The organism is Stenotrophomonas sp. 63632_Sma (genome assembly GCF_056482875.1).
The window spans coordinates 4,140,034-4,153,200 of the sequence record NZ_CM151220.1; the positions used below are offsets into that span (position 1 = coordinate 4,140,034).

The window sequence follows — 13,167 nt, forward strand, 5'->3', positions numbered from 1 at the left end:
CCGAAGCCCTATGCGGGCTGCTCGCTCGGCACTGCGGCGGCGCGCCTGGCGCTGTACTCGGCGAACACCACGCCGGACACCGCCAGCAGGCCACCGCCCAGTACCCAGCCACTGAGCGATTCTCCCAGCAGCAGTACAGCCAACGCGGCGGTCACGATTGGCACCAGGTTGAAGAAGCCAGAGACGCGCGCAGCGCCCAGGCGTGACAGTCCGGTCATCCAGGTCAGCGGCGCCAGGATCGAAGCGCACACGGCGGCGAAGCCGATGCAGCCGACCGCCGTGAGGTTGTTCACCCCGGTGCCGACCAGCAGCTGTACCGGCAACAGGATCAGCGATGCAGCGATGGCCTGCAGGAACAGCGACTCCAGCACCGACAGCGGAATCTTCCAGCGCTGCATCAGCACGTTGTAGGCGGCGAAGGCCAATGCGCCGATCAGCATGATCGCGTCGCCGCGGTTCAGGCCCTGCGCCGCCAGCCGTGCCAGGTCGCCCTGCGAGACCACCGCCACCACACCGGCAGTGGAGATCACCGCGCCAAGAATGGAAGTGCCTCGCACCGGATGGCCCATGAACACGCGCGACAGCGCCAGCGCGATCAACGGAATCAGCGCCTGGATCACCCCCATGTTGGTGGCCGAGGTGAAGTGCGCCGCATAGTAGGCCAGGCACTGGTACATCACCCCACCCAGGCAGCCCAGCACCAGGAAGCGCCCGAGATTGGCGCGCACGGTCGGCAGGTTTTCGCGCAGACGTGGCAGCGCCAACGGCAGCAGGACCACCGCCGCGACCAGCCAGCGGAAGAAGCCGATGTCGATGGGACCGACCGAGCCCGAAGCAAGCTTGGTAACGATGGTGTTCGCGCCCCACAGCAGGCAGGCGAGGATCGGGAAAAGATAGTTCACGGAACGCGGGTGTACGTAGGGGAATGGCCAGCGTACGCTTGGCGCATATCGAGGACATCCCGAAAATGCGCCACACCGACCCCGGCTTGCGGCAACCGATGGAGCCAATCCCCACCTTCCACAAGCTGCCCGGTCCGATCTACTTCCGGCAGGGTGCGATGGAGCCCACGGACTGGGGCACGCACAGCCATCCGTGGGGCCAGTTCAACTTCGTCGCGCAGGGTGTGATGGAGATGAAGATCGACGGCGAATGGATGGTGTCCCCGCCGCACTACGCGATCTGGATTCCACCGGGAATGGCCCACTACTCGCGCAACCGCTCGCAGCTGGCCTACCGCTCGGCCTATCTGTCGCCGGCCTTGTCACGCCGCTTGCCTGATCGCTGCCGTGCACTGGAAGTCAGCCCGCTGCTGCGCGAGCTGCTGCACGAACTGGCACGACAGGGCGTGACCGATCCGCAGACCCCGGCCCAGCGGCGCATGGCCGCCGTGGTGATCGACCAGATCGTCAATGCGGCCGTACTGCCCAGCTTCCTGCCGATCGCCAGCAGCGATGCGCTGAAGCAGGTGATGGCGTACATGGAGAAACACCTGTCGATGGCCGAATCGGTTGCCGAAATCGCGCTGCGCCACCACATGAGCGTGCGCAAGCTCGAACGCCTGGCACGTAGCGAGCTGGGCATGTCGCTCGGCGACTGGCGTGGACGGGTGAAGTTCGTGCGCGCCACCGAGGCGCTGTGCACCCGCAGGCCGATCAGCCGGATCGCCGAGGAGCTGGGCTATTCCGGCGTCAGCGCCTTCGCCGAGATGTTCAAGCGGCACGCGCAGTGCACGCCGGACCAGTACCGGAAACTGCATCGGGCGGGGTGAGGCCGGCCTAGAGAGCGATCAGCAGGTCCACAAGCAGCCTCGGCAGGAACAAGGCGGCCAGAACGCAGGCGAACAGGATGAGAATGACCTTTGCCGTCAATGGGCGACGGCGGGGATTGCTGAAGTAGAGGTGCAGATCGCGCAGTTCATCTTCCAGTCCCCTCCGCACGCCTGCGCTCTGTGTACCGGGCTCGAGCAGCTGGCGCTCAAGCGCCTTCAGGCGCTTCATCAGCTCACGCGGTGGTGTAGCCCGCAGGATCAGCTGATTGAGCTCCTGAAGCCGGCGCGCCTGCGGCGTCAGCGCTGCCACGAGATCATCCGGCGGAAGCTGTGAGACCCATCGCTGGGCGTCAGCATCCATCTCAGCCTGCAGCACATCGCGTTGCTGCTGCAGTTCGGCCAGGGAAGTGCGGCGCTGCCACATGAGGAGGCACAGGAGTGGTGGGTGGCGGGCAGTGTATCGCCCGCCGTCCCGGGAAGGGTGTCGATTTCCCGCCCCGTGGTTCGTCGGAACAGGAAAGGCAGGCCCTTCGACCTGCAGGAGTGCCACGATGTGCCCGATCCTCACAGCCTTCGCCACTTCCCCGGACCGCGGCCAGGGCCTGGCCCGTGACATGCGCGCACGCTGGGCGCTGGAGGAGCTGGCCGTGCCCTATGACGTGCAGCTGCTCGGCTTTGCCGAGCTGAAGCAGCCCGCGCACCTGGCGCGCAACCCCTTCGGGCAGATCCCCACCTAGCAGGACGGCGGCCAGGTCCTGTTCGAATCCGGCGCGATCGTGCTGCACCTGGCCGAGCAGCATGTCGGCCTGCTTCCTGCTGATCCAGATGCACGCATGCGCGCGATCATGTGGGTGTTCGCTGCATTGAATACGGTGGAGCCGCCCATCGTCGAGCGCTCGATGGCCTGGGTGCTGGAGCGCGAGCAGCCCTGGTATGCGCAGCGTCTGCCGATGCTCGATGAGCGCGTGCGTATGCGGCTGTCACAGCTGTCCGCCTGGTTGGGATCGGCGTTGTGGCTGGAGGGCGAGTTCAGCGCCGGCGACCTGATGATGGTTTCGGTGCTGCTGCGCCTGAAGAGCAGCGGCCTCCTCGATGAGTACCCGCAGGTGGTGGCCTATGTGGGCCGTGCAACGCAGCGCCCCGCCTACCAGCGTGCGTTTGCTGCGCAGCTGGCGGTGTTCCAGAACGCCTGACGCTACGCCCGTGGGCAGGCTTCAGTGCAGACTGCGCCGACATGCGGTCTGCACCAGCATCAGCTGCGCCACCAGGATCAGCATCGCGCAACCTGACAGCAGCCACGGGTCGATATACCACTGCGCGTTGAAGCTGAAATCTCCGGCGGAAATACGCTTCCAGCCGTTGAAGTGCTGCATCGCCGCGACCACGAATGCGAAGCCGCCCGCGGTATACGACAACCACGGCACGATGAAGCCGCCCGGTCGCGCGAACAGCGTCAGCACACCCAGCACGCCGATGACCGTGCGCTGCACGCGGCAGTACGGGCAGACATAGGCCATCCCGCTCCATTCCACCGCCCAGGCCAGCAGGCTGACCAGCACGGCCGCGCCTGCGGCTGTGTACAGGACTTTCGGCGTGATCGTCATGCCACCCTCGTGTGCCATCCCGTGCTCCTTGGTTGAAAGACCCGGGCAGGGTAGCAGTGCCGCAGCCTCATCCCTTCTTGATGACGGTCCGCTTGCCGATGGTGCTGGTCTTGCCAGCGGTCGGCCTGGCCAAGCCAGGAATCAGGAAATCGGTCGCCTTGTGGCCCATCGACACCTTGGACGCCAACCAGCGCGGCATGCGTCCGCGACCGGTCCAGGTCAGGCGCTTGTATTCCGGGTCGCGATACTTGGGCGCGACTTTGCCGGATTTACGGCGGGCGGATTTGCGGGCGGGCGCAGGTGTTTCCGAGGCTTCGCCACCGAAGAGTTCTTCGAGGGTGTAACCGGCTTCGGCCGCGGCGGCCTTCAACATCCGCCGTACCGCACTGGCCGGACGGCGGCTGGAAATCAGCTGTTTCCGCTGTTCAGCGGCAACCACCAAGGCGCCCAGCTCCCGAAGGCTGAGCGATTCAATATCAATCGTCATGGGAGAAAGGTCTCCTGCGGACGGCCAGCTGTCAAGGCGCCTTGCCTTTGGCGTAGACACGGGCTTCACTGCCGGTGGGCTCCGATCGCCTTCGCCGGCCATCTCCGAGGACACCGACGTGAGCCACTCATCCCATTCGCTCGCTTACCTGCTTGCACGCATCCTGCTGATGGCGCTGTTCCTCATCTCCGGCCTGGGCAAGCTCGGTGATCTCAGCGGCACCCAGGGCTACATGGAAGCGATGGGCGTGCCCGGCATCCTGCTCTGGCCCACCATCGCCTTCGAGATCGGCAGCGGACTGTGCATCCTGTTCGGCTTCCAGACCCGGCTGGTGTCGATCGTGCTGGTGGGTTTCAGCCTGGTCACCGCTTTCATCTTCCATCACAACTTCGCCGACCAGACCCAACAGATCATGTTCCTGAAGAACCTGGGGCTGGCCGGTGGCTTCCTGCTGCTGGCCTGCACCGGGGCCGGGCGGTACAGCATTGATGGCAGAGGGCGGCGCGGGTAAGCGCCGATCGGCGCCCCCCACGCGCTAGCGCCGAAGCTCAGCCTCCGGCGCCAATGTGTGGATCACCTTGCCCTGCGCATCGAGGAACTCGATCGCACCGTAGCCTTCCGCAGTGACAGTCAGGCGCAGTCGCGTGCGGTCTGCCTTGTCGTTCAAGGCGATGGCCGGCGTGCCGTCAGGCCCGACCACCAGACCGATGCGGGTCGGTGCTTGCACCCCAGGAATCAGCTTGTTGCCCAGCGCAGGCTCGCGGATCAGCTTCGGCGCCTGGTTGATCGAAAAACTCACCGCACCATCGGGTGATACCCGCCAGCCGATCGCATCCATCGCCGGATGGTCCAGCGCAAGCACCGCCATGCCGCCGTCGACATCGGCGGTGCCGAAGCCACCGCGTTCGCTGCCCTTGTCGTCGTACAGCACTATGCCGGCCACGTTGAAGGCGCGCTTGTACTGCAGGCCATCGATGATCGGTGCCGGTGTCTTTCCGGACAGCGTCATGCGGATCACCCCCGTGTCATCGACGATATCGATGCGCCGTGCGGTGATGCGCTCGTGGTCCGGTGTTGCTACGCGCGTCTGCGGTGCCTTGTCGACGATCAGGCGTTGCAGGGTGTCAACCAACGGGCGCCTGGGTGAGTCGGACGGCTCGGCAGCGGCAGGCAGTGCCGCAAGGGTAGTCAGGGCGACGAACATACGGGCACTGCGCTTCATGCGGGCTCCTTGTCGTACGGATCGGCGGAAGCCGCATCATGCCACCCTTGCAGCGCCCTCTCATGAGGGAGGCGGAATTTCCGGCAGCTGGAGCCCCTGTGCCAGGGCGAATGCACGTGACGCGCGCCAGTACGCCTCAGGCGGCCTCTGCAGTTCGGGCCGGCTCCAGTAGTCATTGATGTGCAGTACGCTCATCACGTCGACCCATGCAGCGCGCGCATCGTGGACGCACATGCGCCAGCGATGATGCGGCTGGAAGTACGCGTAGTACTCAAGCGCCTGCCGCTGTGCCTGCTCTTCGTCAATCCCTGCCTGATGGATCAACGTCCACGCATGCATATGGCGCGCGTGCGCAAGCGCACCGAGATACTCATCCTCATCCAGCAAGGGAATCGGCTCGCCGCGCGCCAGGCACAGCGCGTCCGATTCGGTGTCGTACTCCAGCGACGGCTGCAACAGTTCCGGGTTCTGGTGCCAGTACCCTTCGCCCAGCACATGCAGCATCGCCCAATGCCAGGGCTCGTCGTGGAAGAGCAGTTCGTGCTCGTATTCGTGGCCGGCGGCCTGGTCCGGATAGCGTTCGCGTGCCTGTTCGATTGCCAGCGCTTCGGGAATCTGGCCGTAGCGCACCAGGCACCAGGCGAACAGATGCCGGCTGTCTTCGATTTCAGTGGTGAAGTCTTCCACCGGGGGGCGGGTGTCGGGCATGTTCGATCCTTGCGTGTGGATCAGATGTTGCCTTGAAGGCAGACCAGCAGCCGTTCATGCACGCTGGGTTGGTGGCCCACCAGCAACCGCACACGCCGGATAACCAATTGATTTTAATTGTGAAATTCACACTTAATTGCTTCCTTGACTCTCTTTTTGCCTCACTTTCCATCGAGTGCTTGTGTATCGTCGGCCAAATAGATGCCCCCCCCTGCCACGCTGTCAGTTCCGCCACGTGGTGAACCCTTAGCCCGTCCACATGCCGAGGCGCTCTTCAAGTGCGACGTAGCCGACCAGATCAAGCTGAACGACTAGGCATGAACCCTTCCCGACGTGGGACACCAGCCGACTCAGGGATCATTGAAAAATTTCACCTGTTAGGGTATTTTTAGCCCGGGACAACAGGGACGTTGATCCGATCCCACAAGGCATGGACCAATCCCAATGGCATCAAAAAAATTTCCTAAGGGCGTAGTCCGACGGGCTGACGGGGTGCTTGAAAAGCAAACCCCCCATTTCGATGTAGGCCAGATGAAAGCGTTGGTTGCCCAGCACGGCGAGAAGTGTTTCACCCTTAGCGCCCGGCAAGGCTACCAACTCATGCAGTTGTCCGAACAAGAGGCCAAGGCCGCGATTCTTGCAATGGACCCAGACCTTTGCTTCTACAAGTCGATGACCAGCTTTGCCAATGAATCGATGTGGCAAGACGTCTACCACGTCCCTACTGGCAAGGGATTGGCTTATGTGAAGGTCCAGTTGTACATCCCACCGAACGGCGACACGCCTAAGGCTGTGATTTCATTCAAGGCGAAATAACTATGACTAAGACCAAGACCACCCATCACGACACCCTGCCCCGCCTCGCGGTTGGCCAGTGCCCTGTCTGCGGTTCGGCGGGGTCGTTGGTTCATTTCAATCGCGAGACGTTCCCCGTCACCGTGGGCGACCTGTCCGGCACTGTCAGGGACTTGGCCGGTGACCGGTGCCAAGTTTGCGAAGAAGTTTTTCTTGATGACGAGAGCGACCGCCGTTTTGCGGCTGCCGGCGACGAGTTGGTCATGGAAGAGCGGCGTTCCGAAGGAGCCATCTTCAAAGCGATACGCAAGCGCCTCGGGTTGACGCAGGGCGAAGTCGGCCTGTTGGTTGGTGGTGGCCACAACGGTGTTTCCAGATATGAAAGTGGTAAAGCTGACCCAGGCCCGGCCGCGTTCAATCTCATGCACCTGTTGGATAAGAATCCCCTGCTAGCCGCTGAACTTCCTGGCGTGGTGGTGACCAAGGTCAATGTACGCACGCAGCGCTACGCGACGGGCGCACAGGCCAAGAGCTTTAAGCCCAATAAGGTCATCAAAGTGGCGGGCCAGGACGTGATTATCAACGTCAGGGCTGGCGGTGTGCTAGGCCAAGTCAACCGGGCAGGAAAGCGTAAACAAGTTGATGTGGGTCGACTTGTTGCAGCAAAGGCGGCGGCCGAACGACCTAATATCCCCCATGCGAAGCGCAGTGCAGCTAAGGCTTCGGTTGCCAAAAAGAGTCGCTGACTTCCGACTCCCGCATCCGCGCCGCGCTGGATTACAGCTATTAACCTTGTATTGCTGAGAGGTTGGACGCGGAGGCAGGGGTGATTCGGTAAGCACGATAGGCCCCTGGTCAGTAGTCAGTAGGGAACCGGCGTTGTGTCGGCATAGAAGAGAGGCTGCGGCCTCTCCCTATCGTGTTATGGGTTTGAAATCCCGTTGATTGACCTGCAGGGTTCCGGCGTGGCTCGTGCTGTGGCAGGGTGTTCGGGGACACGTAGGCGGAGATCTTGATGGACACCCCTGAATCCGACATTTCCCTGCAGGACGAGATCAAAGCTCTCCGCCAGCAGTTGGCGGTCCTTCGTTTCGATATTTCAGGCAAGGAGTGGCTCACTGTTGACGAGGCGGCGCACTATTGCGGCGTGTCGTCCGGCCAGTTTCGGAAGAACGCTCCCGATCTCGGCCTTGTTCCTAGGAACTTCATGGGCAAGCAGCTCTATGAGAAGAGTGAACTCTATCGGGCTATTCACAACGCCAGCGACTGGACCACGCGTGGGCGTGTTGGCTCCAACACTCCATCTATTCCCCCAAGGTCTGCGCAGGTGGAAGAGGCTCTTGCCCGCCTGAGGCGCTATGACCAACGAAGGGGGAAGGGCTGATGGATCTGGCTGACAAGCTGATGACGCTCGCTCAGGCAGCTGAGCTTTGTGCATGCCACCCTCGAACCCTTCGCAGGGCGATCAACGACGGACAGCTCACTGCGATGCGTCTGGGGCAAAGCGCGAAATCTGATCGAATTCATGTCGCCGATCTAGAGGCATGGTGGCAGCGGTCGCGGTACATACCCCCACCCATGCCGGTCTTCCCGAAGGCAACTTTCATCGGATCGCTCGTTTCTGATGCTGATGAGCGTCTCGAAAAACTCTTGGCGACGAAGACAACCAAGTCTGCTGCCAAGACTGAGGCTGTACGTCGAAAGAAGAAGTAGTCCGTGAGGCGGAGATGTCCGGGAGCCGGACTAGTCCGTCTGCAGATCTTCGTAGCTAGGGCCAGTTCGTCCGATGTCGGTGATGGTCCAGCATCCCCGATCAGGTGGGAAAGCCGCGAGTTGCCCTTTGCGAGCCAAGTTGCCATCACCTCGGCCGAGCCCTACCCGTCCTAAGCCAAGTCTTCATCGGGTCTTCCACCCTGGGCTTGGTCACCGCTGGCGGCCGACGTGGCTCCAGGGCCTCCTTGACCCGCTCCAGCTCCTTCAATCCTGCCTCGGCCAAGCGGCGAGCCTGCTGCAACTGCTCGGGAGTAGGCGGCAGGCCGGGCGGTGGAGGTAGAGGTTCCCTCGGGCTGTCGTCCACCATCCGAGCCACGGCGGCGCGCAGACGCATCTCTGGGTAGAGTCTGGCCGCGCACCAGCGCTCGGCGTAGCGCCTGCCTTGGGCGATGCTGGCGGCCGGAACTTCCGTGATCTGCCACAACTTCCGGGCATCCAGACGCACACGCACAGCGCCATCCTTGCCGCGTCTGATGTTGGCGATCTGTCGGCCGCTCCACCACAAGACCCAGCCCTCCCCCATCTGGACCCAGCCAGAGGGAACGGGAGCGGTGCGGAAACCTTGGTAGCCGTGAGAGGGAAGCATGGCCGGAAGGATACGGCCGGCGGTCTCACACTCTGCGATGTGGTCTTCGCTTCAGCTTGCTGTGATGAACAGTTCACCTTGGGTGGCACAGACTGCTGCTTCGCGGCTCTTCTTCGGTGCAGAATCCTTTGCTCCCGTGTCCAGCCCTCAAATGGCACGGCTATGCACCCACCTAACGCCTTCAGGATCCATTCGATCCTGCCCCTGCTTGCGCCCAATGGCGCAATCATCCGATTGGAGCAGGTGCGAGCAACCTGCAAAAACTGTGGACTCAGGTCGTCGATGACTGAGGGTGCAGGCTTTCAAAAGGATCGAACGGGAACCACGCTTACGTGCCCTGCTTGCGGAGCTACAGGATTGATGGACGAAATGGAGATCTGGCATCACTGGCTCGAGCAGTGCCGTCGCGAACGACTCCTGGCGCTCTTCGACCCCAAGCCCGACGAGCAACTCGATATCGAGGACCCGAAATGACCGATGGCATCCCCGAACTGCTCGACCGCCTCCACTCCTGCGAAGTCGCGATCGAGGTTCATCGCGGCTATCTCAAGGCAATGGAGTATGCGCTGCGGGTTTCTGTCCTGACCCACCCGGCACCCGAGCAGTTGACTGATGCTTGGTTGCGTCTGCTACCCAGCATTGCGGCGAAGCATAAGCGCGACGGCGGCGATCTCTTCGCCGCCGCTTTTGAGCAATCGCTGACGGTTCTGACCGAGCAAATCGGCGAGCCAAACAGCAAGCGCTAGGCTGCGATCGCGTACGGCTCGACTAACGCGACTAACAGATCCATCGCAGTCGCGTAGGCGGCCTGGGCATCGCCGCGCTGATTGAACCGGGTCCAATCCGCATGGGCCGCGCGCTTAAGCTCCTCGGGCTCAACTGGCAGCCACTTCATGGGCCAGAACGGCAGGCGGCGTTGTCCTACCCGTCCCCGCTGCAGCTCCACAATGCCGTTGTGGCTGGTGGCACCCAAGACCCTGGAATAGGCCACTGCCAATCCGTCCTCTGGCCCCTCCAAATATTGGAGGAAGCGCTCGCCATCGAAGAGGAGCACCCCCGTAACCCCAGCGTTACGGTTGAACCGGGCCGCGTCGTCCACAATCTGATCCAGCTTTCCGTTGGACAGGCCCAGCTTGTCGCCGGCGATTCCCTCTCCGGCACCGCTCACATATACAACCGCCCTGATGGGCATTGCGCACCTCCCTGATGAAGGACCACCGTAGCAGCAGCGGGCTCATGTGAGCGTGAGGTCGTTGGATCGTTCTGAACGCGTCAGGTTCGGGTGTTGCTGAATTCGGACCTTCGTCACAAGATGCAGGCACCACAAAGCGCAGCATGCGCAAAATTTCCCGGTAGTTAGCAATGCCAGATACAGGCCTTTTCTACGTTCTAGACCTTGACGCAGTACGCAACCCCGATGGCAACCTCGACCGCGTGACCGCTATCAGCGTCCGTTGCAACCACTGCAAGCACATCACCCATTCCAAGGCGCCGCAGCTGCAGACGATGCAAGGCGGCACCCTACTCGCCTGCGCCGCATGCGGCGAGCGTCAGGCTGTCAGCAATGCTCGCCTGGTCGAATGTGACCACGTGCTGGGGCACACGCTACCCCAAGCGATGCCGGCCTGATTCCATGTGCGGCCGATTCGTCCAGCTGCCCGTTGTCGACTTCGGCCAGCCGGGGCTGACTGACCTTGCCCCCGGCCTGCGCGAGTTCTAGGCGCGCTAAAACTTGGCGCCGATGCAGCGCGCGTCGGTGATCCTGGGTCGCGGCGATGGCAGGCAGATCACTCGCCTGTCCTGGGGCCTGCTGCCGTTCTGGGCCATGGGTTCAACCATCAATACCCGCATCGAGGCCGTGGCCACGAAACCGACTCGGTGTCGGCTATCGGCACAAGAGGGACGTCAGGATTGTCCTGACTGGCGGCTATAAGCTGCGTCTGAGACGGTACGGCTACAACCAGACAAGCCTGCGCGAAGCCATGCTGGACATCCTAGAAATCGAGTTACCCATGTGGCTGCCCATCTCCCTATCCGTACTCCTGTCCCTGTGGGTAGGCGGCATGTATCTCCGTTTCCACCTTGATCTGCACGATCGGCGCGCTTGCACAGGACTGGAGGCGCTTCAGAACGACTCTTCCGCGCTTGAGAAGAGACTGTCCCAATGCCTGAAGGAAGGGCGCACGTTCCCCGCCAGATGAGCTATCCGCTTGAACAAGCGATCCTTCAGTTCCGCGACCTGCAGGAACTCTGCCAGCCAGGCAAGAAGCCTAGGCTTGCCACTGTGATTCGATGGGCCAACGAATGCGGCATCCGCTTTCTGTACGACGGAAGCGGCGGGATCTGGACAACTATGGGGGCGCTCAATGAAGCCCTCGGCCTAGCCGGAGCAACGCCAGATCTTGAGCCCTACGATCCTGATGACTTCTGACGGGGCCAATGCGCCTTTCGGCCACTAGATCGACTTCTCTCAGGCACCTCAGACCGTACTCAGTACTTGAGGCGGAAGACGACCCGGTTGCGAAACAGGCGCTCGAGCCCAGCAGATCCAAGGCCGAACAAGACCACGCCACCGATCAGCCCAATCCACCATGCCAGGACGGCGCCCGACCAGATTCCGAAGGAAATGGAACAGATCAAGACCAACAAAGAAGCCCATCCGGGACTGCCGTACTCAATCCTGGCCTTGCACCCCCGGCACACGACGGCACCGCGTGGCACGTATCCCATGCACATCGGGCAGATCATCTGATCGTCCATGTTCTCCGCTCCTTTGTTTAGACATCTGGAGCGATATCGGCAAACGACACAGAAACTTGTGCACCGTGTGCTCCGGCCCTACAAGCCATCGCCTGAGAGCATCCACCACGCGCCGGAGACTGGATTTGGTGCCATCGCCGATATGTCACCATCCAAGAAGACTAGAGGACACCTCTTCAACGGCTCTGCCTACGCGCCCATCCTTAGCTTTTCCGATGCCGACGAGCTCGCTGACCGTATCGGTTAGTCTCTCGCCACTTCAACACCTCCCCGGCTACCCACGTGGCCGGGCGCATGGTCAGGCGTACCGGGAAGTCTGGGCGACACGCCACCGTCTCTAGGACGGATCGAGGCGTCAGCCCCAAGAGTTCCCCGACAGCAGCCGCGTTTATCGCTCTGAGCTCAAATGGCACCGAGCTATGGCGTTCGTTCATGGCCACACCCGTTTACAACGGCTGGACCAATCAGCCTAGCCAGGATCGCCGCTCTCGTCATCTATTTCCAATTAGGACTCGAACACCTCGCGCTGCGACGCATTTTGAGATGCCAGGCGCAGCCGGTGGCGGGATTGCGCCCCGCTCAACGGCCCCTAACGACTGAGTCCGAGGAACTTCGCTTAGCGCCAATTAGCTCAGCAATCCCTGAAGCACTGGAAGGGCCCTCTGCCAGTTGTCCAAACCTGCGTCCACCAGCTTGAGAACTAGATGCTTCGTTGTCTCACCCGGCAGCTTCCGCAACTGATCCACGAAACGATTTTTCTCGTCCTCAGAAAGTTCGGAACCACGAACCCTCTGCTCAATAATTGCCTTCAGAGTCTCATCGTCAAGTCTGATGGTGACGACGCCCAAAATTGCGCCTAACCCCCCATCATCGGCAAGAAAGTCCATTCCGCGCGCAGTGATAGTCGCCTGCAAAAGCGTCTCGCCACGGTCCAAGCTGCCTATCCATTCCCCGCGAACCAGCCCATGCTCATGCATGGTAGGCAATGTTGACATTGACTGGCCCGAACGCGCTCTGAGCCAGCGTCCCAGCTTCAACTGGTTGGGGATAGTGCTCTGCCAGCGAGAACAGTAGCTGTCGCTGGTAGTCTCGATTCAGTAGTTCCATCTCCATTTCTCCTAATGGTCTCAAATGGGAGCCGAAGTAACTGCGCTCCTTGAGCAACCCGAGCGTTGGAAGGCGGCGTTGCCGTGCCGTAACCTCCAGTCCAGAGCCTGACTCATGGCGCACTCTTCCGACTACGGCGCACCGCGCAGAGGTCGATCACGTTTTCAGGGTGCGTGTTTGACCGAAGGGCAATTTTACGCCTTGCCTGCCAACGCTCCAGCTCAGTGAAGTAGTCGTCTGCCAGTGTTTGGCAAATGCCATTGGCGGGTTTGGCTCCTGAGGCTGTCAGGCTCCGCTTTGCGCCTGTTGTCTTGGAAATCACATGGAAGGTCATGGAAGTACCATGGAAGTAGC

General features: G+C 61.8%; 19 protein-coding genes and 1 pseudogene. 10 read left to right on the plus strand and 10 right to left on the minus strand.

Translation table 11 applies throughout. The annotated features are described in order from the left end of the window. Window positions 1-8: 8 nt before the first annotated feature. Window positions 9-902, minus strand: a complete 894-nt coding sequence (locus tag ACZK45_RS19180) for a DMT family transporter (protein WP_253143463.1) — start codon at window positions 900-902, stop codon at window positions 9-11. A 65-nt stretch (window positions 903-967) separates the two neighbouring features. On the opposite strand from ACZK45_RS19180, the gene ACZK45_RS19185 reads away from it, so the two are divergent. Beyond that, on the plus strand, window positions 968-1,771 hold the full coding sequence (locus ACZK45_RS19185) for an AraC family transcriptional regulator (protein ID WP_125892380.1): 804 nt from the start codon (window positions 968-970) through the stop codon (window positions 1,769-1,771). A 7-nt stretch (window positions 1,772-1,778) separates the two neighbouring features. Here ACZK45_RS19185 and ACZK45_RS19190 read toward each other — a convergent pair whose 3' ends face one another. Then, window positions 1,779-2,195 carry a hypothetical protein gene (locus ACZK45_RS19190; protein WP_125892323.1) on the minus strand — a complete coding sequence of 139 codons (417 nt, stop codon included), beginning with the start codon at window positions 2,193-2,195 and terminating at the stop codon, window positions 1,779-1,781. Between the two features lie 127 nt (window positions 2,196-2,322). Between ACZK45_RS19190 and ACZK45_RS19195 the strand changes: the two are divergent. Then, window positions 2,323-2,964 (plus strand): annotated as a pseudogene (locus ACZK45_RS19195) (glutathione S-transferase family protein). Between the two features lie 21 nt (window positions 2,965-2,985). Here the strand turns inward: ACZK45_RS19195 and ACZK45_RS19200 are convergent. Further along, on the minus strand, window positions 2,986-3,393 hold the full coding sequence (locus ACZK45_RS19200; RefSeq protein WP_125892319.1) for a hypothetical protein: 408 nt from the start codon (window positions 3,391-3,393) through the stop codon (window positions 2,986-2,988). Window positions 3,394-3,442: 49 nt separating this feature from the next. Beyond that, a complete protein-coding gene (locus ACZK45_RS19205; RefSeq protein ID WP_006395620.1) occupies window positions 3,443-3,862 on the minus strand; it encodes an H-NS histone family protein in 420 nt (139 codons plus the stop codon). A gap of 118 nt (window positions 3,863-3,980) precedes the next feature. Between ACZK45_RS19205 and ACZK45_RS19210 the strand changes: the two genes are divergently transcribed. Further along, a complete protein-coding gene (locus ACZK45_RS19210; RefSeq protein ID WP_032128569.1) occupies window positions 3,981-4,373 on the plus strand; it encodes a DoxX family protein in 393 nt (130 codons plus the stop codon). A 24-nt stretch (window positions 4,374-4,397) separates the two neighbouring features. Here the strand turns inward: ACZK45_RS19210 and ACZK45_RS19215 are convergent, their stop codons facing one another. Together ACZK45_RS19215 and ACZK45_RS19220 are read right to left on the minus strand one after the other, a co-directional pair. Further along, the gene (locus ACZK45_RS19215) at window positions 4,398-5,084 is read right to left on the minus strand and encodes a hypothetical protein (RefSeq protein ID WP_478445081.1); all 687 of its coding nucleotides are present in this window, start codon (window positions 5,082-5,084) and stop codon (window positions 4,398-4,400) included. A gap of 60 nt (window positions 5,085-5,144) precedes the next feature. Beyond that, window positions 5,145-5,792: a hypothetical protein gene (locus tag ACZK45_RS19220; protein WP_478445082.1), complete on the minus strand. Its 648-nt coding sequence runs from the start codon at window positions 5,790-5,792 to the stop codon at window positions 5,145-5,147. Between the two features lie 531 nt (window positions 5,793-6,323). Between ACZK45_RS19220 and ACZK45_RS19225 the strand changes: the two genes are divergently transcribed. The 4 genes from ACZK45_RS19225 (at window position 6,324) to ACZK45_RS19240 (ending at window position 8,300) form a co-directional block, all read left to right on the plus strand. After that, window positions 6,324-6,608 carry a type II toxin-antitoxin system MqsR family toxin gene (locus tag ACZK45_RS19225; protein WP_478445083.1) on the plus strand — a complete coding sequence of 95 codons (285 nt, stop codon included), beginning with the start codon at window positions 6,324-6,326 and terminating at the stop codon, window positions 6,606-6,608. Window positions 6,609-6,610: 2 nt separating this feature from the next. Further along, window positions 6,611-7,333: a type II TA system antitoxin MqsA family protein gene (locus tag ACZK45_RS19230; protein ID WP_478445084.1), complete on the plus strand. Its 723-nt coding sequence runs from the start codon at window positions 6,611-6,613 to the stop codon at window positions 7,331-7,333. Between the two features lie 269 nt (window positions 7,334-7,602). Further along, complete coding sequence (locus ACZK45_RS19235; RefSeq protein ID WP_478445085.1) at window positions 7,603-7,971, plus strand: hypothetical protein; 369 nt, start codon at window positions 7,603-7,605, stop codon at window positions 7,969-7,971. Further along, entirely contained in the window at window positions 7,971-8,300 is a 330-nt protein-coding gene (locus tag ACZK45_RS19240) for a helix-turn-helix domain-containing protein (protein ID WP_478445086.1), read from the plus strand. Before ACZK45_RS19235 ends, ACZK45_RS19240 begins: the two co-directional genes overlap by 1 nt. Window positions 8,301-8,445: 145 nt before the next feature. Here the strand turns inward: ACZK45_RS19240 and ACZK45_RS19245 are convergent, their stop codons facing one another. Further along, entirely contained in the window at window positions 8,446-8,946 is a 501-nt protein-coding gene (locus ACZK45_RS19245) for a hypothetical protein (protein ID WP_478445087.1), read from the minus strand. Between the two features lie 470 nt (window positions 8,947-9,416). On the opposite strand from ACZK45_RS19245, the gene ACZK45_RS19250 reads away from it, so the two are divergent. After that, window positions 9,417-9,692, plus strand: a complete 276-nt coding sequence (locus ACZK45_RS19250; RefSeq protein ID WP_478445088.1) for a hypothetical protein — start codon at window positions 9,417-9,419, stop codon at window positions 9,690-9,692. Here the strand turns inward: ACZK45_RS19250 and ACZK45_RS19255 are convergent. Then, entirely contained in the window at window positions 9,689-10,138 is a 450-nt protein-coding gene (locus tag ACZK45_RS19255; protein WP_478445089.1) for a BLUF domain-containing protein, read from the minus strand. The two genes, ACZK45_RS19250 and ACZK45_RS19255, sit on opposite strands and share 4 nt — an antisense overlap. Window positions 10,139-10,687: 549 nt before the next feature. Between ACZK45_RS19255 and ACZK45_RS19260 the strand changes: the two genes are divergently transcribed. Then, the gene (locus tag ACZK45_RS19260) at window positions 10,688-10,879 is read left to right on the plus strand and encodes a hypothetical protein (protein ID WP_478445090.1); all 192 of its coding nucleotides are present in this window, start codon (window positions 10,688-10,690) and stop codon (window positions 10,877-10,879) included. 264 nt (window positions 10,880-11,143) lie between these two features. Then, window positions 11,144-11,377 carry a hypothetical protein gene (locus tag ACZK45_RS19265; protein WP_478445091.1) on the plus strand — a complete coding sequence of 78 codons (234 nt, stop codon included), beginning with the start codon at window positions 11,144-11,146 and terminating at the stop codon, window positions 11,375-11,377. Window positions 11,378-11,436: 59 nt separating this feature from the next. Here the strand turns inward: ACZK45_RS19265 and ACZK45_RS19270 are convergent, their stop codons facing one another. Beyond that, window positions 11,437-11,706, minus strand: coding sequence for a hypothetical protein (locus tag ACZK45_RS19270; protein WP_329855328.1), 270 nt, complete (start codon window positions 11,704-11,706; stop codon window positions 11,437-11,439). 626 nt (window positions 11,707-12,332) lie between these two features. Continuing rightward, window positions 12,333-12,641: a hypothetical protein gene (locus ACZK45_RS19275; protein WP_478445092.1), complete on the minus strand. Its 309-nt coding sequence runs from the start codon at window positions 12,639-12,641 to the stop codon at window positions 12,333-12,335. Window positions 12,642-13,167 lie beyond the last annotated feature (526 nt).

Coding starts and splice junctions, on each gene's coding strand:
- ACZK45_RS19185 (WP_125892380.1), top strand. CDS start 968: ATGCGCCACACCGACCCCGGCTTGCGGCAACCGATGGAGCCAATCCCC.
- ACZK45_RS19190 (WP_125892323.1), bottom strand. CDS start 2,195: ATGTGGCAGCGCCGCACTTCCCTGGCCGAACTGCAGCAGCAACGCGAT.
- ACZK45_RS19200 (WP_125892319.1), bottom strand. CDS start 3,393: ATGGCACACGAGGGTGGCATGACGATCACGCCGAAAGTCCTGTACACA.
- ACZK45_RS19205 (WP_006395620.1), bottom strand. CDS start 3,862: ATGACGATTGATATTGAATCGCTCAGCCTTCGGGAGCTGGGCGCCTTG.
- ACZK45_RS19215 (WP_478445081.1), bottom strand. CDS start 5,084: ATGAAGCGCAGTGCCCGTATGTTCGTCGCCCTGACTACCCTTGCGGCA.
- ACZK45_RS19220 (WP_478445082.1), bottom strand. CDS start 5,792: ATGCCCGACACCCGCCCCCCGGTGGAAGACTTCACCACTGAAATCGAA.
- ACZK45_RS19225 (WP_478445083.1), top strand. CDS start 6,324: ATGAAAGCGTTGGTTGCCCAGCACGGCGAGAAGTGTTTCACCCTTAGC.
- ACZK45_RS19230 (WP_478445084.1), top strand. CDS start 6,611: ATGACTAAGACCAAGACCACCCATCACGACACCCTGCCCCGCCTCGCG.
- ACZK45_RS19235 (WP_478445085.1), top strand. CDS start 7,603: ATGGACACCCCTGAATCCGACATTTCCCTGCAGGACGAGATCAAAGCT.
- ACZK45_RS19240 (WP_478445086.1), top strand. CDS start 7,971: ATGGATCTGGCTGACAAGCTGATGACGCTCGCTCAGGCAGCTGAGCTT.
- ACZK45_RS19245 (WP_478445087.1), bottom strand. CDS start 8,946: ATGCTTCCCTCTCACGGCTACCAAGGTTTCCGCACCGCTCCCGTTCCC.
- ACZK45_RS19250 (WP_478445088.1), top strand. CDS start 9,417: ATGACCGATGGCATCCCCGAACTGCTCGACCGCCTCCACTCCTGCGAA.
- ACZK45_RS19255 (WP_478445089.1), bottom strand. CDS start 10,138: ATGCCCATCAGGGCGGTTGTATATGTGAGCGGTGCCGGAGAGGGAATC.
- ACZK45_RS19260 (WP_478445090.1), top strand. CDS start 10,688: ATGCAGCGCGCGTCGGTGATCCTGGGTCGCGGCGATGGCAGGCAGATC.
- ACZK45_RS19265 (WP_478445091.1), top strand. CDS start 11,144: ATGAGCTATCCGCTTGAACAAGCGATCCTTCAGTTCCGCGACCTGCAG.
- ACZK45_RS19270 (WP_329855328.1), bottom strand. CDS start 11,706: ATGGACGATCAGATGATCTGCCCGATGTGCATGGGATACGTGCCACGC.